Source organism: Candidatus Lokiarchaeum ossiferum (genome assembly GCA_025839675.1).
Lineage (GTDB): Archaea > Asgardarchaeota > Lokiarchaeia > Sigyniarchaeales > Promethearchaeaceae > Lokiarchaeum > Lokiarchaeum ossiferum.
Map to the genome: position 1 here is coordinate 1,349,718 of CP104013.1, position 20,094 is coordinate 1,369,811.

Sequence of the window (20,094 nt, forward strand, 5' to 3'; positions counted from 1 at the left end):
ATATCCACCAGGGCATAATATTATTATAATTGTAAATGGAGAATAAATCATGAAATTTTGTCATAATTGCGGAGAAGAGATTGAAAATACTTCAGAATTTTGTACCTATTGTGGAGCTAAAATGTCTTCCCATGCTCAATATCAAAGTGTTCCAGTTCAACAACCGGTTGTTCCAGCACAGCAAACAACCCACAATAACGCAATTCCAACCTATTCAGCGTATGGAACAAAATATCGAATCGTTGCGGCCCTTTTAGGCTTTTTCTTCGGAACTTTTGGAATTCATAAATTTTATTTAAATAAAACAAAATCAGGTGTTTTATCGCTAGTTTTCTTTTGGACTGGTGCCCCGACTATAATTGGAATAGTAGAAGCAATCCTCTACCTAACAGACGATGAAGAAATGTTCCAGCAAAGAATGCAATTAACCGATAACATCCCAAAAAATCCTTCCCGAGACAGACTTGTGGCAGCAATCTTAGGATTAATTGGTTTAGGTGGATTTGGAGCTCATCACTTCTTTATGCGAAATCCACGCGCAAAATATTTCCTAATCTTCTGTTGGACTGGTATCCCATTGATTGTTGGTTTTTTTGAAGGATTGATTTATTTACTAGAACCTTTGGAGAATTTTACCCAGCGATATTATTACTAATTTTTTTTTTTGTTTCTTTTGCCAAAGTAATCCATTTATCTTCTTTTTTTTTAGATATCTTGGAAAAGATTTCAATTCCCTTATCAAGTGAGGTTATTGACTCTGAATTTAGTTTTAAATTGTAATTACAAAGACCTACTTTAATAGAGTTTGGTAAATATACCATCCGTTTGGATCGACCTTAATAGCATACTTTAATTCTTTCAAGGCAAGTTTATATTGGCCAGTTTCATACAAAATCTCACCATAAATATCTCGATAATCGCCCCTTTGTGGTTTGAGAGAGACTATTTCCTTTGCCAGACTTAAAACAGATGATAAATCCCCATTGCTAATATAGCAGTAAATTAGGTGGTTTTTTAATGTCGAATTATCGTCAAAGTGGGGTTTAGTCTTTGATGATCTACCAAGCTTACATGAAAATCTATACCCTGTAGGACAAGAAAAGAAGGAAAAAAAAGATCTTAGGTTCAATCAATCAGCTATCGTGAGACTATACGGCGAATAGATGAGATTTAAATCATTTTCGCTTTTTCTTATAAATTATAGAAGCACCTACCACACCTATTAGAACAAGCAGCAGATCAATTGGTCCAAGGGGGGAGGAATCTTCTTCAATATGAAATGTATCACTAATTCCAATGCTTTCCCCATATATATTTACTGCAACAATTTTGTAGTAATAATTCATATGAGGGACCAAATCACCGTCGTCGGTGAATTGCGTAATCGTACTCGTTCCAATAATTTCATATGGGATATTTTCATCACTCGAATATTCAGCCGTATTATTTGCACGGTAAATATTATAATAAAGAATAGGAGCACTTCCATTTGATAATGGTGCATTCCATTCAAGGATGTTATAAGGTACTCCATCAGCAAAATTTGATTCGATCCGCAATCCAGTCGGTGCTGAAGGAGTTTCCTTCAGTCGAGCACTCACTTGGTTGGATTTCTCACTTTCTCCAATAATATTGATTGCTTTCACTACATAAAAATAAATATATCCTTGAGTAACATTTTCATCGATATATGAAGTAGTATTAGTATTTACAATTGCAATATAATCGGTTCCATTAGTGGTAGAACGATATACGGTATAGTTAAAGATCGGTTCCCCTCCATTTGTTGAAGAAATATTCCAATAAAGTTGCACTTCAACAATATTTGTTATTGCTTGCAAATTTAATGGTTTAGAAGGCACTGTTGCGAATAAAGCCGGAATTCCACTCACTTCATTTGATTGAGGGCCAACCGCATAGTTATTGACTGCAACCACATAATAATAATAGGTGATATTGTTTGTTACCGTCGTATCATTATACTCTTCTGAAAAACTCGTTCCGATTTGAGTATAGGATGTGGTATCATTCGTGGAACGATAAATTTCATAGTGAATAATAGGACCAGTTCCAGTGAGCGCGGGAGCGTCCCATTGTAATTCTATTGTACAATTACTTGGTGTAGTTTGTAAATTTTGAGGCGCAGAAGGAGCGATTATGACGAAGATTGCACTCACTTCATTTGATTGAGGGCTAGCCGCATAATTATTGACTGCAACCACATAATAATAATAGGTGATATTGTTTGTTACCGTCGTATCATTATACTCTTCTGAAAAACTCGTTCCGATTTGAGTATAGGCTGTGGTATTATTCGTGGAACGATATATCTCATAATATTTAATTATACTTGCTCCACTGAGCGTTGGAACTTCCCATTGTAAACCTACCGTGCAATTACTTGGTGTGGCCTGCAAATTTTGAGGCGAAGAAGGACCATAACTTGCATAGGGAGTTGCATTGACTATTGAAGAACCTAAACTTTCATCATAATCATTGTATGTAGTAACATAATAATAGTAAGTAGTTCCATTCTCTACACTGGTATCATTATAATAAAATTCGTCATAATAAGAAAGACCGAGAAAATATTCCGGAAATCCTGTGGTGCTCCTTGTAGATCTATAGATATAAAAATATGTTAAGCCCCATGAAGAAGAACCATTACTTAATGGAGCATCCCATTCAAGAAAAACAAACCCTAATCCTGCTTTGGCTGTAATATTTTCTGGAGGTGTTGCTTTGTTTAACACCGATGTATTGTTACTCTCTGCAATAGAGGACGTGTTACTTTCTCCAATGGAGTTTACGGCAGTAATATAATAATAATAAGTTGTTCCATTTTCAATTTCAATATCAAAATACCGGAGCATAGTATTGTATCCAATATACGAGAAACTCTCATTATCTTCAGAACGATAAATTCGATATTCATTGATGAGGGCTCCTCCATTTGAAACTGGTTTGTCCCAGGTTAGTTGGATATAATCATCAGCATCCAAATAATCTTTTCCCGTTGATATCGATGGATTTAATGGGGCAGTAGGTACTGTTGACTGATTGACAGGAATTGCACTTGCGTTGTTTGAAAATTCACTTTCACCTGCAATACTAGCTGCAGAAACCTTGTAATAATATTCGTGTCCATTCGTTAGATTGACATCAATAGCATTCATACTTGATGTATTGAATTGGTAACTAAATGAACCTCCAACATTAGTTGTACGGTAGATATTATACCACAATATTGTACTTCCATTATTCAAAATTGGTGACTCCCAATGTAGTGCTACTGATTCATTCCCAGGGGTTGCTTGGAGGTTTGAAGGAAGTGAAGGAACTCCAATAGGGATCGCAGATACTATATTAGATTGATTACTCTCCTGGAATGTAAATATGGAAACATAATAAAAATATTCTGTCCCACACACCACATCATTATCTTGATAAGACAACTCCCAATTATATGCAGAATCAATAAATGTAAAGATAGAATCATTCGTTAACGATCGGTAGATATTGTAGGAAGATTGAGGAAAAGCCGAAGCACCAGATGGAGCAGTCCAATTTAACTGGACATAGCCAATTTCCCCAGAAGCAGTGAGATTTTGTGGAGGTAGCATTGCAAGTGAGACAGCAGAAACAATATTGGAGGATTCAGACTCTTGCTCTTCCCAAGAAGGATCGATTATCACAATACCTGCTGTAACAAAATAAAAGTATTCTATCCCAGGATCGCCAGTAAAATCTTGATAAGACAACTCCATACTAGATAGAGAAGTAATAAATGTAAAGCTAGAATCATTCGTTATCGATCGGTAGATATTATATGACTCGACATTAATATTTACCCCAAACTCAGAAGCAGTCCAATTTAACTGGACATAGCCAATTTCTCCAGAAGCAGTGAGATTTTGAGGTGGAGTATAAAAATTATCATCGATCGGCTCAGCTGAATCGAATATTTGTTGTTTTTCGAGTTTATTCGTTGTTTCGGACTCAGAAAATGAGATTATTAGTCCAAAAAGATTTACCAAAATGATAAAGTAGATGACTTGTTTTGTTTTCAACTATTTGACCTCCATAAATATTTAGTTATTTTTGCCCAATTTCCACTTTCTGGAAAAAAATGTGAACCTAAAGGCTCATAGGGCTCAAATGTAAAGAAATATCTCATTTATGTTCTAAATCCCTTTCTCCGTTAAAGAAACGACTATAAGATTCTAAGACATAATTAGACTTGTGTTCTTTGTGAAATCCCATTTGATTGTTATAAATAATAATAGAACTCCACGTAATAACCTTATTATTTAAATACTAAAAAAAGGGGAGAAAGTAAACAAGTTTGCTTCATGATATCATCGTAACGATCAATGTTTTTTACAGGGAATTTGAATGACCCTAAAGTTTTAGAAGATTTGTTCTTTGAAGTGTGGTATTATTTAGATTTATAATTTTTCGACAATGAAAATGTAAATAAATGCGAGAATACAACCTTTTTAATCCATTTGTTCATCTAATGCCTTTTTAAGACCCAAGAGCAAACACCTTGATAAAAAACTAGAAAACAGTAAGCAACCTTTATATCTGCCTATTCTTGCTTTCTTGCAAACAATTTTGTATATGATTATTGAAAGGAAGAACCTTTTTAAGTGGATAAGATTATCATATTCACTAATAAAATTCTGATTTATGAAAAAATTCCTTAGAAGGGATGTAAATATGGCCTCAAGAGAAGAAAATGATCTCCCAAAACAAAATATAATAGATCCCAACATTCCTGTTGCCTATTCATTGATTTCTTTACCCCTAATTTATCTTATTGGATATTTTCTCTTTAATTTTCCTCCTTTTAATATATTTTTCGTACTTTTACAAAATCTTACCACGTATTCTGTTGCAATATTATCAAAGATATCTTTAATGCCCGAAGTACAAATAATTCATTCTTTTAATTCAATATTGACTGTTTCAGCTTCTGACCCTGCTTTATTCTATGAAAATATTAACTGGCTGTTTTCAATCAACAAATGGTGCACTGCAATGAATATTGGGGTGTATATCATCGCGCTGGTATTAGTTACACCAATTTTTCATAAAAGACAAGAATCTCATCCCTTAATTCAATCATTAGTCGGAAAAAAGGAATTATTTCTCAAATTAAAGGCTATATCTTTGATGTTACTTCTTCTTTTTATCTTAAACTCTATTAGAGTCTGGTTATTTCTTTATTTATTCGTGATGTATGATATTCCCAAAGAAATCTCCCATGATCTGATTTATAAACCTGTTATCTTTTCACTGGGAATTTTTTTTGTAGCAATGTTTCAGAAACTCGGAATTGATATAGCAGAGTTGATTTTATCTTGGTTTAAATCGATGCTCTTTATTGTTCAATCAGGAAGAGATTTTATCTTGCAGAAGTTTCAAAACAAAAAACCCTCTCGAGATGAAAAAAACTGACTAAATACTTGAAGCTATTGGGTGTAAGCATAGTAATTTGGATCACGCCATATTTTTGGGGACTGATTGTCCCATTAGATGTAGAGTTTCATCCGTTGATCTTACTTTATGAAATAAATGATGGTTATTATGTCAGTCTAATATTGCTATTAGCATTATATCTAATCTTGACCCATGATCTCCAAGAAATCATGTTGAAAGAGTGTTTATTGGAAGGATTGGTGATAATGTGTCTTCAAATTACTTTTGACATCATATTTATGATTATTTTTCCTCCTCTCCCTTCACAGAAAATTCTTCTGTTTGTGGGAATCTCTCATCTTTTGATCCCTTTTTGGCTCCTAATGTTTTATTGGATAATACAGAAAAAAAACGAACTATTCACAAAAAAAGATCATACTTGAATGGGTCTCGACAACCTCTTTGAATTGAAAATCTGCCCATTCTTGGACGAATCCTAATAGTTGAAGAATGATGGGATAGCATCCGAAAAAACTCTTAGAAAAGATTTAATCCCAGATCACTTAGGCTAAAAATACTTAAACCGATAGTAAAAATAATCTGGCAAATAAGAATAAAGGAAGAAATTTGGATCGCTCTCAGATTTATCCTATTTTTTCCTAACTTGCCTTTTTCTTTTTTTGCTAAGGAATAACAAATCATAGGACATAATAAAGGATAAAGTAAAGATAAGGGCAATATTACTTTAAGAACCAATCTTGAATCGTGGGGAAATATTTCTTTAGTTGTTTTCTCTTCTAACAAATCGATCCATTCGATCTGATTTAAAAGAAAATCAGCATCCATCATACCTAATGTATACCATGGACGTTTTTCTTCTTTATCGTTATCCAAAATTAAAAGAGATTTCGCTTTTGGCATTTTTGGAGCTAATATGCTTGCAATCGTTCCAATTGCCCATTCTAAACTTCCAAAATATCCAGTTTTTTCCCATACCAATAGAATTAGATAAATGAAGACAAATGACACCGCGATAATAAACATGGTGGTCCCAAAATCATAGAGATCGGAATCCCCAACTAAAAATTCATTACCTAATGACAAAGAAATTAATCCAATAGGAATAAGGGCGAAAAATCGTTGGAAAGTGTAGATTGATAATGCAGGTATCCCAAAACGACGGATAGGTCTGGAATACTTAGCAAAAGTGTTTGAAGCACCTCGAAATTCTAGGAGTCTAAAGAGCATCGTTATGGCAATGATTTGCCCAGCAAGAACCATCAAGAACCACGGAAGCCAGTGAAGGTACAATCCATTTGATAAAGCCGTTATATCATCATAATCATTATCTAATGGGATTAAAACATCAAAAGGGCCCACATCTTGAGTTACCATGAAGAAAATAGCAATCAAAATTCCTATAACACCGATGAATCCAGCAATTATGGCAGATTTAAAAAGATCTGAGGTTTTTTTCTGCTCTTTTTTTTCCGCTTTGAAAATCACTATCGCAATAATATTTCCCACAAAAGCATAGCTTAAATATGGAAAAATGGGTGTGTTTTGACCAGCAACAATAAGAAAAATAAAGTATTCGAAGTATTTAGTAATAGGCCAGCCCATCAGAGGCTGAGAAATATATTTATTTCCAGTAGGATCTAAATTGCTGGGATAGTCCGCCGTAGGATATCCAGGTATAAGTGATCTAATGGAATTCCAGATTGGTTGTGTTGCAATCAAAATAATTATACTAAGTCCAATGAAAATCAGAATATTGCGATTAAATTTTAAATGCCCATTATTTCTACATAATACCGGGTATATAATTCCATTAATAATCATGCACACACTCAGACACATCAATGGACTCATCACATAAGAATGCCAAATGATCCGAGTAAAATCAACAGGTCCCCAAATCAAAGTTCCCAAAAAACCATACTTTTGCAAGGTCCCTTCCACTATCAGCGCAATCATAAGTAATAAGAACCCAAATAACACTTGTCTTTTCATCACACTTTTCCAATCATTTCCTTTTTCTAAATTTCGCTGCATGGAGAAAATATTTCCCGTAGCACTGATCATTACGAACATACTTCCCCAACATCCAAAATAAACAATGAAGAGTAAAATTATAACTAAAATGATTGGATAATCATTTAATTGTGATTCTAAGCTTTCTTCATCAAGTAAATCAGTAAATAGATGAATAAAACAAACACACATTATGCCAAAGCCGCGTAAAAAGTCAATTGTTATATATCGTCTCATTTTAGTTCACAATATTTCCATTTGATATTCCCATTTGATAGTCTTCAATATTTCCATTTGATTAAATTTAGTCAATCGATTACATGGTCTTTCTCTTTTCTTATTATAAAAAATTACTTATTTTTACAATCTAATCGAGAAACACGAAGTAATTTTAGTAACTTCTAATTACGAGTGATTTTTTCTAGAAAAATCTCAAAATGGAAGAGATTTTTATCAACCAGCCACAAGTATGGAAATTATGACTCAGGAAAAAATTTACATAATAAAAACTCATATATCTACAGCACTTCATATCTTTATTCGAGGATTGGAAGGAGATGCATTACGTTAATATACTTTTGAGTTAGAAAGAAAGGTTTTATGAAAGAACTTAAGGTGAAAGAATTTTAATTCGCGTTTCAATTGAGAAATTGAAAATTAGATACCAATTTAATTAAATTTCTTGTTAATTCATTTGAATCGGAAAACTTGAATTTTAACACTTAAGAAGAAAGCGCTAAATCAGCTGAAAGTAGTGCGAAGTGATTTTTCAGATCAGAACTCATTTTCATAAGGAGTAAGTATATTTAACGGAAATTAAAAAATAGTAAAGATTTAAAATTTCAAAATCCTAAGAATTATTAGAGCACATATGAGTAGTAAATTTGGAATTTCCACTTATCATAATACCCAAGCGATTTATCAAAACCTTGATAAATTGCTTCAACAGCCCATTCTTGGAATAAAAGAAGACGCAATGACTAATTATCTAAATTATTTTGAGACTAAATGTCAAAAATCGAAACATATCATCACTGAAGCCAAGCAATATATTCCGGGAGGCGTACAGCATAATTTAGCTTTCAATTATCCATTTCCGATTGTGGTCACCAAGGCAGAAGGAGCTCACCTATATGATGTTGACGGAAACAAGTATATCGACTTTTTGCAGGGGGGAGGGCCAACAATTCTTGGAAGTAACTATCCTGCTATCCGCGATAAAGCGATTGAAGTTCTTTCAACAGCAGGTCCAGTTACCGGATTATTTCATGAATATGAACTTAAAATTGCAAAACAAATCCATTCCTATATGCCCTCTATAGAAATGTTTCGGATGCTGGGTAGTGGGACTGAATCAGTTATGACAGCACTTCGAATTGCTCGATTAGCCACTAAAAAGAAAAAAATAATTAAAATGGGAGGTGCTTACCACGGATGGAGTGATCAAATGGTATATGGATTACACATCCCCGGCACTCGCAGATTTGAAGCCCACGGGATCCCTGCTGCCTGCAGTCGACATACGCAAGAAGTATATCCAAATAATATAGGCGCATTAGAACGTAAATTACAATGGAATAAATTACGAGGAGGAACAGCTGCGGTTATTTTAGAACCCTTAGGTCCTGAAAGTGGTACTCGTCCGGTCGATCGAGACTATAATCAGAAAGTAAGAGATTTATGTGACAAATATGGCGCATTACTCATATTTGATGAAGTTGTTACTGCATTTCGGGTTGGTTTGGGAGGTGCTCAAGGGTATTTTGGAATCAAACCAGATTTGACTATTTTTGGCAAAATAGTCGCTGGAGGCTATCCTGCAGCCGGTGGAATTGGAGGGAGAAAAGATTTAATTTCCTATCTCGCAGCAGGTTTGGAAAGCGGAAAGAAACGTGCCTATTGTGGTGGAACTATGGCCGCCAATCCATTAAGCGCCGCCATGGGATATTACACATTAAAAGAAATCGAGCGAACCGATGCATGTGTTAAAGCGGGGCAAGCAGGAGATCAAATCACCCAAGGACTTCAAAAATTAATTGAGGATTATGAACTCCCTTATGTTGCATATAATCAAGGCTCTATTAATCACTTAGAAACTGTAGGTGCAATGTTCATTAAACTATTTGGCTTGCAGATATTCAAAGCCTTAAAAGAAATAAAAGCCCGAAAATTCGCCATGGAACAGTATGGAGCAGCTTATATGGCCGAAGGGATGGTCACTCTTGCGGGAAGTCGTCTTTATACAAGTATGGCAGATACTCCAGATGTTATCACAGATGCATTACAACGATTTGAACGGGTGTTTCAAAATATTCAAAAGAAGTGAAAATGATGAACGAAACAGAATTGGAAGTTAAAAAAATTGTTTGCGAAGCAGGAAAACGATTATCTACCAGCGGATTAGTTGCGGGAACATGGGGAAATATCAGTTGTCGAGTAGATGATGATACGATGGTGATAACACCCAGTGGTGTAAATTATGATACTGCTTCAGAAGCAGATATGGTAGTAGTGAATTTACATAACATGGAATATCAAGGTCAACATAAACCATCAACGGAAGTGGGACTACATGCCAAGATTTATTTGACCCGAAAGGAAGTGAATGCAATAATTCACACCCATTCAATGAACGCATCAACAGTCGCAGCAGCGCGTCGTGAAGTTCCCCCAATATTGGATGATATGGCACAAATTGTAGGTCCATCCATTCGAGTTGCAGAATATGCCTTACCTGGGACAAAGAAAATCACCAATAATACGGTCAAAGCCCTCCGAGGTCGAAATGCGGTTTTAATGGCAAATCATGGAGCCTTAGCCGTGGGTCGAGATATTGAAGAAGCCTTTACCACATGTTTAGTTTTAGAGAAAGCATGTAAAGCATTTATCGAAGCAGAATTTATGGGAGGAGCTAAGTCCATTAACAAATTCGAAGCTCACATAATGCATCAGTACTATTTACGTAAGTATTCAAAGAAAAAGCGATAGAATTTGAAGAAAAAAGGAAAAAATCTGATCCACTTTCTATTCATTCCTTGGGAGGAAACTTCCTTTAAGTTTTTTAAACCTTTAATTTTTATATTTTACCTTGAAATCCATGATATTCTAAAGTAGGATCCCAGTAAAAATCAACAATTTTAACAAAATAAATATTAGAAGAAAGGAAAAAAAGGAAAAATTTCCAAAAAAAAACTCAACAATCCAAAAAGTTTTATTCACTCTTTTTAATTTGGACTTTAGGAGTGATTGGAGAAGCACCATTAATATTGGTTATGATTGGGCAATGAGTTAACACTTTTTCCATCATTGCTTCGACTTTCTCTTTTGGAGCGGGGGATTTAATTTTTATTATAGGTTCCAATTTGTCATAACCAGCGAGTAAATTGTCATCTAAACCGAAAACAGCACCTAAATTAATATGACCTCGGCTGAATACCTTCAATTCATCGATTTGGATATCCATAATTTTAGACCAGAATTTGGTGACCGCAACAATACAAGCACCAATAGATCCAAGAATGACTAATAATGGACTAGGACCTTCATTTAACCCATCTAAACCTGGAGGAGCATCAATCGTAAACACAAACGGTTTGGCACCCATTTTGACTTCGGTCTTCATGCCATCAGGTAGCATGGTGCATTCAACATTAAAATTTTTTTCTCCTTTGGAGATATCTGCTTTAATCGCTTCGTATGTTTCTTTAAAACTTGGCATATTGATCATCTATCTAACACATCAATATTCATCGAATTAATGAAAAAGAATGCGTCACGAATATGTATTCATATAGATTAATAAATTTTGGTTTTTTACTTTTGATATCACTTTTTCAACATTTTTGCTGAAAAAAATAATCTTTTTGAAATAAAATTGACATAGTTTTAACAATTTTGATCAATCTATGGAACACTCAAAAATAAATTGAGCAAAAAAAAAGGAGATAGAAAAAATGCCCATCGATTTAGAGCAAAAGTTTATTCTTGTTTAACTAATGTAGTACTGAGCAATAGATCAATTATTTTTTTCTTCTTGCGAATAAAAGGGACCGTTTGCAACACAATAATCATTTCAGAACCAATTTTTAAAGTCACAGTACCAGCACCCATAGAAATCAACTCGAATATATCCGTGAATTCAATATTTAATTGCAAATTAGTGGTTGGAAATCGTTCAGATTTTCCTTGAGCCAGACCTTTGATATAGATCTCATTTTTTTCAATCTTGACAAAATGTACTTGAGCTTGGATAATTGCAGCAATTATTGTAAAGCCTAAAATTCCAAGAACCCATGCATAGAATTTAGAATCTAGAGTAAAATCAAATAATGTACGAATACTTGCAATGAAAGCAAATAAATCAATCGTACCGTTATGATCCAACAAGACTAAACCCATTCCAATTAAAATAACTACAAGAAAAAGCACAAAGAACTTTATACTCGAGAAATCAAAGCCAACAATTACAAGATTTATGAAGAATATAAAAATCCAAATAATAGCAAGTTGCGAAATTGGCTCTCGCCCCAATTTTTCTCCCCCATATTGCACAACCAAGGCAATGAGAGTATAAATAAAAAGGGGATAAAATAAAATAATCTTAGAATAATTCTTTAACACTACGCGATTTTTGGGTTTTGTAGAATTTGCTTTAGTTTTCGAAGTCATATAGATAGGTATGATTTTTCCACCTAAAGCCCTTTATATTCCAAGGGAGATAAAAAAAAGAAGCATTAACGATAGAGATTCATTTTAATTGTTTCTTGAGTTATTCTTGCCTCTTCAGCAGCAAAAGCCATAAAATGGGATTCCATCGCGGTTTCAATATCAGCATAGCCTGCCTTTTCCGGAGATTTTACACCAAGGAGAACAGATGTAAATGCATCCATCATTCCAAAATCACCCCCACCATGCCCCGCCATGTTCATTCCGGTTTTATAAACGGTTATTGGAATGCTATCACTAAAATTAGTCACTACCACTTCTTCGTGCTCTGCACGAAAAACTCCACGAATACTCCCTTTGGTTCCAAAAATTCGAATTTCCCTACCTTCTATATCCGATAATCCATGCACAGTTAAAGTGCCAGTTACTCCAGAGGGAAAATTGAAGGTAGAAACTTGATGATCCACCACATCATTTCCTGTTTTATAGATACATTTTCCATAAGGTCCTTCTCGGAGAGCTTTCATCCGACCTTCGACGGTTAAATCAGTTGTGATGATGCTAGATGGCCAATCCTTCCAGTCTAAGAATGATTTATATTTAGGGGCTAACTTAAATAGATGACCTGCCAGTTTACGGTGCTTTAATACAATTTTGGCTAAAAACTTTAAAAATTTATTAGAACTTGTAAAAATCTCTTGAATAATAGGTTTTCCACGAAGATATAAGGAAGGAGCATACCATGGGCAAGTTGACGCATGACTACACCCATCAGTACATCGATCTGCTGCATTTTCAGGAGCATTTTCAGGACGATAATGGGAGAGGTTCCCCGTAGATTGCACATTGAGCGGTTGTTTTCCAATAAGCCAAAACATAAGATCTAAATCATGACAGCTTTTTGCTAAAATGAGAGGGGAAGAGGTCGCCTTATTTTTCCAATTGCCTCGCACAAAGGAATGGCCAAAATGCCAAAAAGAGACATTTTCAGAATGATCATAATGAATTATACGCCCGATTCTACCAGAATCAACCACATTCTTAATAGATTTCCAAAACTCCGTATAGCGAAGTACATGTCCCACTTGAATATATTGATCCTTTTCTGTTCTTAATTTAACCAACTCTTGACATTCTGCCAAGTGAGGAGAAATGGGTTTTTCTAATAATATATGGTAACCCAATTCAATTGCCATTTTAGTAGGGAAAAAATGCTTATCATCTTGAGTACATATGAAAACAACGTCTGCGATCTTGCCCACTGTTGGATTTAGGATATCTTCCCAGTTTGTATATGCATGAGAGTCGGGAATGTTATGAAGTGATTGATATCGTTTACGTTTTTCAGGTATAGGTTCAGCAACAGCAATCATTTTTAATCTATGAGGTTTTTCAAGGGCGTACAAACCATAGGCATCCACTCCCCGATTTCCAGCACCAATCATTATTCCGGTTACAGGAGTTCTTGTACTATTCATGATTGATTAAATTATTTTTTCTATATATGATCTCGGATTTCCATTTGTCTCTTATGTAAAAAAGACTTTAATTAGTTTAAAAAAAGAACACACAAATAATTCGAAAAAATTTTCAAGCACGATGCATTGACAAAGCTATCATGGCACCTGATGAAGAAGAAATTGAAGAAGAAGAAGAATTTGTTGAAAAAACCTTCACTTGTCGCGATTGTGGCAACACAGTCGAATACGGAGAAGGTGATGATATGATTCACCTTTGCGATGACTGTTTGGAATTATATAAGGAAGATAAAATTTGGAAAGATTTCGATGCTGGAAAAATTGGAGAAGAAGATTTGACCAGTTTTGATCTCACCCCTTATTTGAATCCTAAAGGTAAGAAGAAAAAAGGAAAGTAATTTTTCTTTATTTTTTGTAAACAAATTAATTTAAGGGAAGAATTCTGAGATTATGGAAGACTTCCGAAGAATTTTTCCAATTCTTTTTTTTGATTAAAAATTATTTCTCAATTTTTGGAAGCTAACTTGACGGATTTTTGTCGGAATAGATCAAAGATCCTACATTTTTTGAAAGCGAAGAGATATCCTTCAGATTAATAATAATATATAATAATTCCAACAATTCTACTGAATAATTCTAACACCAACGATTTAATAACCTTAATTTTCTCTATATTATCATGGCAGCTTCCACAGCACAAGTTCGACTGGAAGATTGTTTAATTTCTGAGGAACATCTTCCAAATTCTAAACCAAAGATGCGATGGGCAGACGAACTAGATTTTCCCCAAGATGAAATCTGGTTACGAATCCGATATCAGTGATAGGTCCTTTTTTTATTCCATCATTAAGGAATACGTAAAAAATAAAATGTGTTCTACCAATTTTTATCCCTTATTTAAGAAAGTCCGAAATTACTCATTAATTTCTTGATATAATTCTAAGTGGATTTTTCGAAGAATTTCAGAATCAAATTTCACTACTTTCCGATCATAGGTCACCAACCCATTATACTCAATTTCTACATCGCTAGTTTGGGTGTAGATTATTCCACTCAACCCTTGTTTAATGAGAGGCTTAATTTTTTGCAGAAACAAGTCTTTGAATTTAGATTGCATTTCGGCTATATTTTGAAATTTTTTGTATCCAAATTTTTTCTTAGGATTCCATAGATGATCATCGATCATAAGCGTATAGCCACCAAATTCTGAAAATATAATGACACGTTGACTTTCAAGAGCAGGGAGCTTGATTTTTTGAGAATAATTATGAATACTTTTAAAATCTCCACATCCTTGATCAAACCATCCTGAAGCATGATCCACTAATCGACTAGGATCATGGTTTTTGATCATCGCGGAAATTCGTTCCGAGTCAAATTGGCCCCACGCTTCATTGAAAGGAACCCAAATTGCAATGGAAGGTACATTATATAACCCATCCAACATTTCTATTAATTCTGTCTCAAAATTCGATCGGAGAGCTGGATCTTTATAACCAGAAAATGCATAATGGCGATCATCACGAATCTTTTTCTTTAATAACATACTAATTATACCTTGACGATAGATCACCCCCTTTCCACCGCCATTAGGCATGTCTTGCCACACAAGCATTCCAATTTTATCACAATAGTGGTACCAGCGAGCCATTTCAACTTTGATGTGTTTGCGAACTGAATTAAAACCCATAGCCTTCATCATTTTGATATCATAAAGTAATGCTTCATCACATGGCGCGGTATATAACCCATCGGGCCAGAAACCTTGATCTAACACGCCGCTCATAAAATAGGGGAGATTATTTAAGAAAAATCGTGTTTTACCAGACTTATCCTTATGTAAACAAAATTTTCGCATAGCAAAATAACTATCCACTACATCTATTACTTCTTCATTTTTCATCAGAGTGAACTTTATATCGTATAAATAGGGGGATTCTGGAGACCATAAATGAGGATTGGGAATTTTAATGGATACTTGGGATTTTAAGGGACCAATTTCTTTGATAAGCAACTTATTATCTTCAAAAATTTCAATTTGGCACTCCATTCCTTCTGTTATAGGTGTTGAAAAATCGATAGTTAAACATTCTTTATCAATATCGGGATTATAGCGAATATTTATGAAAGAATTTTTTGAAACTGGCTCTAACCAAACAGTTTGCCAAATTCCAGAAATTGGAGTATAGAAAACCATCGAGGGTTTCAACCATTGTTTCCCAGAAGGTTGGCGTCCTGTTTCAGAAGGATCCCATACTTCTACAACTAATTCGTTTTCTTGATCACGCATTATATAATCAGAGATATTAAAAGAAAAGGGATTATAACCTCCTTTATGTTGACCAACGTTTTTTCCGTTCACATAGACAGTTGTTTTCCAATCAACGGCGCCAAAATGAAGAATTACATCTTTGTGTTCCCATAATTCAGGAATTCGAAAGCTTCTGCGATACCAGATCTTGTTATTGGGCAAGATAGGTTGTTGAACTCCAGATAATGCCGATTCGGGACAAAAGGGAACTAAAATTTGGTGATCATATCGAGTAAGTATGGAAGAAGGTTCAGTTTCAATTCGAAAATCCCATAACCCGTTCAAATTTAGCCATTCACTGCGTTGCATCTGCGGTCTTGGATATTCTTGCCACACATTAGTTTCGGTAATAGAATCAGCCCATGGTGTCATTAATGGAGCTTTTTTTTTAGCCCATGGAATTTGCGCCATATTAAATACTTTCTATGTTTTCCTATTAAAAATCTTTATAGCTTAAGACATAATAGTAACTATGAATTTAATTTTTGATGAACGAAAATGTACCAAATGCATGCAATGTAAGGCAATATGTCCAGCGGGAGTTATTTCACAAAACGAGGAGACAAAGCAACCTTTTGAAAAATATCCTTTAGCTTGTGTTGAATGTGGACATTGTGTCGCAGTATGTCAATATGACGCAATCCAACACAAAATTCTTCCAACTGAAGAATTCACCCTCATAAATCCAACAAATATAAGTTTTAACGATCTTAATGGGTTTATGAAACGTCGCCGAAGTATACGACGATATAAAAAGGAATCAATCCCAAAAGAGCACATTATTACTCTATTGGAATCAGTAAGATATAGTCCAACCGCAGAAAATGCTCAAGAATTAAAATATACCGTAATTACTAATCCAGATAATCTCTGGCAGATCAAATCAAAAATGGCTAAAATCTTCAATTTTGGTTATAGCGCCTCCAAGTTTTTTTTAATCAAAGCTTTGATGCCAAAGCGACTATTGAGTAGTTTAATCTCAATTATGGGCAGATGGAACAAAGGAAGTGAGAATGGAACAGAAGATCCCTTTTTACGTGGAGCACCTTGCTTAATAGTCATTTATTCAAAAAAGAAGGATTTCCTTAAAACGTGGGATGCTGGAATTGCAACCAATCATTTAATGCTTGCAGCACAATCTCTTGGTTTAGGAACAGTATGCAATGGATTTTTCGCAGTACTTGCGAATATATTTCCATCCTTAAAGAAAAAAGCCAAAATCCCACGTAAATTTAAAATTGTTGGAGCTTTGTGCGTTGGATACCCAAAATATGACTATGTAAAAACATGCACTCGTAAAATATTAGATTACAATATTTTTGAGTAATTTTTATTTTTCTAGTTCAAAAGTTTCAAAAAGCTAAACAAATTCGTAACATGTGAGAATAATGGGTGAAGATAGTGTGTTTATGGTAGGATATGGAACCTTTATCACCAACGAGACATATCTCAATTCTAAAAACGTTAAGGTATGTATTGTTCCGAAACATCGACGATTATGGTTGAAAACAACAATATTTCCCTTTATATTACCAGATCCAACTTTTCCAGGCATTCATGCATTAATTTTCTCTATTAATAAAGCCCAATTAAAAAATCTTGATATTTATGAGGGAGTTGAGGCAGGATTATATTCACGCGAGGTTATTTCTGTTCAAGATCTCAAAGGAAATAATTTTGAGGCGTATATTTATATCCCTACCAAAAAATGCATTGCAGAATATGAGTTATCTTTAGATAAAGATCCCACTGACTGTTGGATTGAAGAAATTCAGAAAAATTCTAACATTTACGAAAAATATCCCCAATTAATCAAGAAACTGGACTAATTTTTTCATCATTAAAGGAGCAAAACTTTTCTGCTTTTTTTAATAGAAGAAAAATTCAATCACCCCAAGCAGATTCTGACCAAATCTGTGCAATTCTATTTCCAAAAACTTATGATGAAACAAAGTATAATTTACCAAATTAGATGTGATTTTATGTTCGGTAGATTAATACGCAAGAAAATTTCAAGTATGATGCATTCGGAAAGTGATACTTCATTTGCACTTTCAGGAAAAACAATTCAAGATCCAGATATCAATCCTGAAATAGATAAAAATCTCACCACTGAAGAAAATGTTTGCATGCTTCTGAAGCAAATGACTTTGGAAGAAAAAGTAAACATGTTAGGTGGGGAAGAGAGTATGGCAATTTCGGGAGTACCTCGCCTTAAAATACCTCGTGTTTGGTGTTCGGATGCTACCGCAGGAGTACGATGTTTTGGAAAAGCAACAACTTTTCCTACACCCATTGCTATGGCCGCGACTTGGAATCGAGAACTGATGCAAAATATCGGAAGATCCATAGCAGAAGAATGTCGAGCAAAGGGAGTCTCTGTGCTTTTAGCACCAGGAATAAATCTTTACCGAGTGCCCACTTGCGGTCGAAATTTCGAATATATGGGGGAGGACCCTTTTTTAATTTCGGAATTAGTCGTTCCTTATATCAGAGGAGTTCAAGATAAAGGAGTAATCACAACAGTTAAACATTTTGCATGTAACAACTCAGATTATGATCGCCACCGCATGAATTCTCAAGTAGATGAAAGAGCACTCCATGAATTGTATCTTCCCGGATTTAAAGCAGCTATTACTAAGGCAAAGTCTTACTCCATTATGTGTTCCTACAACCCAATTAATGGAGTTTATGCGAGTGAAAATGAAAAACTACTAACGGATATCTTACGTAAGGAGTGGAAATTTAATGGTTTTGTTATTTCCGATTGGACTTGTGTATACAACACCAAAGAACCCATTCTTGCAGGTCTTGATGTTGAAATGCCGAAAGGAGATTATTTAAACATGCAAAAAATCCAACCATTACTTGATTCTGGTGATATAAAAGAAGAGGATATTGATAGGCATGTAAAAAATATCTTACGAGTATTTATTGAAACAGGAATATATTCAAGATCAATTAAAGATTCCCGTTATGAGGAGTTTAATTCGGATCATTCCGATGTTGCTCTAAAAACCGCACAAGAAGCAATAATTCTTTTAAAAAATGAAAACAGCATTTTACCTCTATCAAAATCAAAGATCAAAAAACTGGTTGTATTAGGAAAAAATGCCCTACGCACAACTACAAGTGGGGGCGGATCGTGCTATTTCCGTACAGATGAAACTATCAATATTTTTGATGGATTGAAACAATATATTGGAGAAGAGATTCAAATCGTCCCTCTAACACTATCTAAAACTAAAATATCTTTAGATGATGAAAGCATACTTAGAGATGCGGATGCCATTATTTATTGCACTGGATTTACGGAGGTAGAAGAAAGTGAATGTTGGGATCGTTCATGGAAATTGACAGATTCTGAGAATACCACTATCACAAACATATCTCAAATTAATCAGAAAATGGTGGTGGTGATAACAGCTGGCGCAGGGTTAGAAACAGAATCATGGATTCACCAAGTTCCGGCAGTTCTTCATAGTTTGTATCTGGGACAAAATGTTGGTAAAGCAATATGTCAAGTTCTTTTTGGTGAAGTGAATCCTTCTGGGAAATTACCATTTACCATGGCGAAAAAATGGGAGGATTTTGAATCCACGAAAAATTATGTAAAGAAACCAGAAAAAGTGAATTTTCTTCGCATTTGGGGACCCCAAGGTAAAAAAGGAGTTCGAAAAATTTGGACTGCAAATTATAAAGAAGGTTTAATGGTTGGTTACCGACATTTTGATACCAATCAAGTCAAACCACAGTTTCCATTTGGATTTGGATTATCTTATACTTCCTTTGAGATGTCAAATCTTCAATTGTCTAAAAAGCAGATAAATCCGAATGAATCGATTTCAGTTTCTTTGGATATAAAAAATATCGGAGAGGTCTCTGGGGCAGAAACTGTGCAATTATATATTCAAGATATGGAAAGTACTTTCTTTAGACCTTTAAAAGAACTAAAGGGCTTTGAAAAAATATTTTTGGCTCCAGATGAATTGAAAGTTATCCATTTTGAGATCACAGAAGATTTACTTCAATTTTATGATGATAAATCAAGAAATTGGAAATCGGAATTAGGTTTATTTAAATTACTTATTGGGAATTCGTCACAAAACATTATTCTTGAAGATATTTTTGAATTGACTAAAATGTAAGCGGTCATTTCTTTATTTAACTTCTCTTGATTTG

Annotated in this window: 15 protein-coding genes; 9 read left to right on the top strand and 6 right to left on the bottom strand. The window is 34.4% G+C overall.

Going from position 1 to position 20,094, the window contains the following annotated elements; genetic code table 11:
- Window positions 1-49 precede the first annotated feature (49 nt).
- On the top strand, window positions 50-655 hold the full coding sequence (locus NEF87_RS05420; protein WP_371805377.1) for a TM2 domain-containing protein: 606 nt from the start codon (window positions 50-52) through the stop codon (window positions 653-655).
- Between the two features lie 520 nt (window positions 656-1,175).
- On the opposite strand, the gene NEF87_RS05425 is transcribed toward NEF87_RS05420, so the two are convergent.
- Window positions 1,176-4,070, bottom strand: a complete 2,895-nt coding sequence (locus NEF87_RS05425; protein ID WP_371805380.1) for a fibronectin type III domain-containing protein — start codon at window positions 4,068-4,070, stop codon at window positions 1,176-1,178.
- A gap of 652 nt (window positions 4,071-4,722) precedes the next feature.
- Here NEF87_RS05425 and NEF87_RS05430 point away from each other — a divergent pair.
- Window positions 4,723-5,463 (top strand): hypothetical protein, encoded by a 741-nt coding sequence (locus tag NEF87_RS05430; protein ID WP_371805381.1) that lies wholly within the window; start codon window positions 4,723-4,725, stop codon window positions 5,461-5,463.
- A gap of 498 nt (window positions 5,464-5,961) precedes the next feature.
- On the opposite strand, the gene NEF87_RS05435 is transcribed toward NEF87_RS05430, so the two are convergent.
- Complete coding sequence (locus NEF87_RS05435) at window positions 5,962-7,695, bottom strand: hypothetical protein (RefSeq protein ID WP_457918988.1); 1,734 nt, start codon at window positions 7,693-7,695, stop codon at window positions 5,962-5,964.
- Between the two features lie 634 nt (window positions 7,696-8,329).
- Between NEF87_RS05435 and NEF87_RS05440 the strand changes: the two genes are divergently transcribed.
- Together NEF87_RS05440 and NEF87_RS05445 are read left to right on the top strand one after the other, a co-directional pair.
- On the top strand, window positions 8,330-9,784 hold the full coding sequence (locus tag NEF87_RS05440) for an aspartate aminotransferase family protein (RefSeq protein ID WP_457918989.1): 1,455 nt from the start codon (window positions 8,330-8,332) through the stop codon (window positions 9,782-9,784).
- Window positions 9,785-9,789: 5 nt separating this feature from the next.
- On the top strand, window positions 9,790-10,446 hold the full coding sequence (locus NEF87_RS05445; protein WP_457918990.1) for a class II aldolase/adducin family protein: 657 nt from the start codon (window positions 9,790-9,792) through the stop codon (window positions 10,444-10,446).
- Window positions 10,447-10,669: 223 nt separating this feature from the next.
- On the opposite strand, the gene NEF87_RS05450 is transcribed toward NEF87_RS05445, so the two are convergent.
- The 3 genes from NEF87_RS05450 to NEF87_RS05460 all read right to left on the bottom strand — a co-directional run bounded on the left by NEF87_RS05450 (window position 10,670) and on the right by NEF87_RS05460 (window position 13,601).
- Window positions 10,670-11,176: an OsmC family protein gene (locus tag NEF87_RS05450; protein ID WP_457918991.1), complete on the bottom strand. Its 507-nt coding sequence runs from the start codon at window positions 11,174-11,176 to the stop codon at window positions 10,670-10,672.
- 260 nt (window positions 11,177-11,436) lie between these two features.
- Window positions 11,437-12,126 carry a hypothetical protein gene (locus NEF87_RS05455; protein ID WP_457918992.1) on the bottom strand — a complete coding sequence of 230 codons (690 nt, stop codon included), beginning with the start codon at window positions 12,124-12,126 and terminating at the stop codon, window positions 11,437-11,439.
- Between the two features lie 65 nt (window positions 12,127-12,191).
- Window positions 12,192-13,601: a Gfo/Idh/MocA family protein gene (locus tag NEF87_RS05460; RefSeq protein ID WP_457918993.1), complete on the bottom strand. Its 1,410-nt coding sequence runs from the start codon at window positions 13,599-13,601 to the stop codon at window positions 12,192-12,194.
- A 140-nt stretch (window positions 13,602-13,741) separates the two neighbouring features.
- Here NEF87_RS05460 and NEF87_RS05465 point away from each other — a divergent pair, with 140 nt between their 5' ends.
- Together NEF87_RS05465 and NEF87_RS05470 are read left to right on the top strand one after the other, a co-directional pair.
- Window positions 13,742-13,999 carry a hypothetical protein gene (locus NEF87_RS05465; RefSeq protein ID WP_457918994.1) on the top strand — a complete coding sequence of 86 codons (258 nt, stop codon included), beginning with the start codon at window positions 13,742-13,744 and terminating at the stop codon, window positions 13,997-13,999.
- 281 nt (window positions 14,000-14,280) lie between these two features.
- On the top strand, window positions 14,281-14,424 hold the full coding sequence (locus NEF87_RS05470; RefSeq protein ID WP_457918995.1) for a hypothetical protein: 144 nt from the start codon (window positions 14,281-14,283) through the stop codon (window positions 14,422-14,424).
- A 90-nt stretch (window positions 14,425-14,514) separates the two neighbouring features.
- Here NEF87_RS05470 and NEF87_RS05475 read toward each other — a convergent pair whose 3' ends face one another.
- Window positions 14,515-16,323, bottom strand: coding sequence for a glycoside hydrolase family 2 protein (locus tag NEF87_RS05475; RefSeq protein ID WP_457918996.1), 1,809 nt, complete (start codon window positions 16,321-16,323; stop codon window positions 14,515-14,517).
- A gap of 61 nt (window positions 16,324-16,384) precedes the next feature.
- On the opposite strand from NEF87_RS05475, the gene NEF87_RS05480 reads away from it, so the two are divergent.
- From NEF87_RS05480 to NEF87_RS05490, 3 genes are all read left to right on the top strand, one after another.
- Window positions 16,385-17,239: a nitroreductase family protein gene (locus NEF87_RS05480; protein WP_457918997.1), complete on the top strand. Its 855-nt coding sequence runs from the start codon at window positions 16,385-16,387 to the stop codon at window positions 17,237-17,239.
- A gap of 61 nt (window positions 17,240-17,300) precedes the next feature.
- The gene (locus NEF87_RS05485; protein ID WP_371805392.1) at window positions 17,301-17,741 is read left to right on the top strand and encodes a gamma-glutamylcyclotransferase family protein; all 441 of its coding nucleotides are present in this window, start codon (window positions 17,301-17,303) and stop codon (window positions 17,739-17,741) included.
- A 189-nt stretch (window positions 17,742-17,930) separates the two neighbouring features.
- Window positions 17,931-20,060 carry a beta-glucosidase gene (locus NEF87_RS05490; RefSeq protein WP_457918998.1) on the top strand — a complete coding sequence of 710 codons (2,130 nt, stop codon included), beginning with the start codon at window positions 17,931-17,933 and terminating at the stop codon, window positions 20,058-20,060.
- Window positions 20,061-20,094 lie beyond the last annotated feature (34 nt).

Coding starts and splice junctions, on each gene's coding strand:
- NEF87_RS05465 (WP_457918994.1), top strand. CDS start 13,742: ATGGCACCTGATGAAGAAGAAATTGAAGAAGAAGAAGAATTTGTTGAA.
- NEF87_RS05445 (WP_457918990.1), top strand. CDS start 9,790: ATGAACGAAACAGAATTGGAAGTTAAAAAAATTGTTTGCGAAGCAGGA.
- NEF87_RS05435 (WP_457918988.1), bottom strand. CDS start 7,695: ATGAGACGATATATAACAATTGACTTTTTACGCGGCTTTGGCATAATG.
- NEF87_RS05420 (WP_371805377.1), top strand. CDS start 50: ATGAAATTTTGTCATAATTGCGGAGAAGAGATTGAAAATACTTCAGAA.
- NEF87_RS05490 (WP_457918998.1), top strand. CDS start 17,931: ATGATGCATTCGGAAAGTGATACTTCATTTGCACTTTCAGGAAAAACA.
- NEF87_RS05450 (WP_457918991.1), bottom strand. CDS start 11,176: ATGCCAAGTTTTAAAGAAACATACGAAGCGATTAAAGCAGATATCTCC.
- NEF87_RS05440 (WP_457918989.1), top strand. CDS start 8,330: ATGAGTAGTAAATTTGGAATTTCCACTTATCATAATACCCAAGCGATT.
- NEF87_RS05475 (WP_457918996.1), bottom strand. CDS start 16,323: ATGGCGCAAATTCCATGGGCTAAAAAAAAAGCTCCATTAATGACACCA.
- NEF87_RS05470 (WP_457918995.1), top strand. CDS start 14,281: ATGGCAGCTTCCACAGCACAAGTTCGACTGGAAGATTGTTTAATTTCT.
- NEF87_RS05430 (WP_371805381.1), top strand. CDS start 4,723: ATGGCCTCAAGAGAAGAAAATGATCTCCCAAAACAAAATATAATAGAT.
- NEF87_RS05455 (WP_457918992.1), bottom strand. CDS start 12,126: ATGACTTCGAAAACTAAAGCAAATTCTACAAAACCCAAAAATCGCGTA.
- NEF87_RS05485 (WP_371805392.1), top strand. CDS start 17,301: ATGGGTGAAGATAGTGTGTTTATGGTAGGATATGGAACCTTTATCACC.
- NEF87_RS05480 (WP_457918997.1), top strand. CDS start 16,385: ATGAATTTAATTTTTGATGAACGAAAATGTACCAAATGCATGCAATGT.
- NEF87_RS05460 (WP_457918993.1), bottom strand. CDS start 13,601: ATGAATAGTACAAGAACTCCTGTAACCGGAATAATGATTGGTGCTGGA.